Source organism: Massilia sp. CT11-108, from assembly GCF_047302915.1.
GTDB classification, from domain to species: Bacteria; Pseudomonadota; Gammaproteobacteria; order Burkholderiales; family Burkholderiaceae_D; genus Telluria; species Telluria orientalis.
The window spans coordinates 1-432 of sequence record NZ_JBKYMO010001264.1; the positions used below are offsets into that span (position 1 = coordinate 1).

1 protein-coding gene is annotated in these 432 nt (G+C 70.6%); it reads left to right on the forward strand.

The features are described from left to right. Nucleotides 1-432 (forward strand): LysR substrate-binding domain-containing protein (locus ACEN88_RS34330; protein WP_413346868.1); only part of this gene is annotated, 432 nt, incomplete at both ends.

Consider the following 432-nt stretch of genomic DNA (forward strand, 5'->3'; position numbering starts at 1 on the left):
CCCGAACTGGCGCGGCGCGCTGCCAGCGGGGCCGCGGGACGGCTGGCGCTCGCGTTCATCACCTCGGCCGACTACAGCGTGCTGCCGCCGTTCCTGCGCCGCTACAGCGAACGCTATCCGGGCGTGCAGCTGTCGTTGCAGGAAGCGACGTCGGATGTGCAGGTGGACGAACTGCTGCGCGGCCGCATCGACGCCGGCCTCCTGATCCCCCCGCTGCCCGACCGCGCGCGCGCCGAGCTCGATTACATGAAGGTGCTGGACGAGCCGCTGATCCTGTGCGCGCCCGCGGGACTGCTGCGCAAGAAGGGGCCGGTCGCGCTGCGCAACCTGCCCGCCCTGCCATTGATTATTTTTCCGCGCGAGATCTCGCCCGCGCTGCACGACGCCATCCTGTCCTGCTTCCGTGAAGCCGGCATCACGCCGGCCATCGGC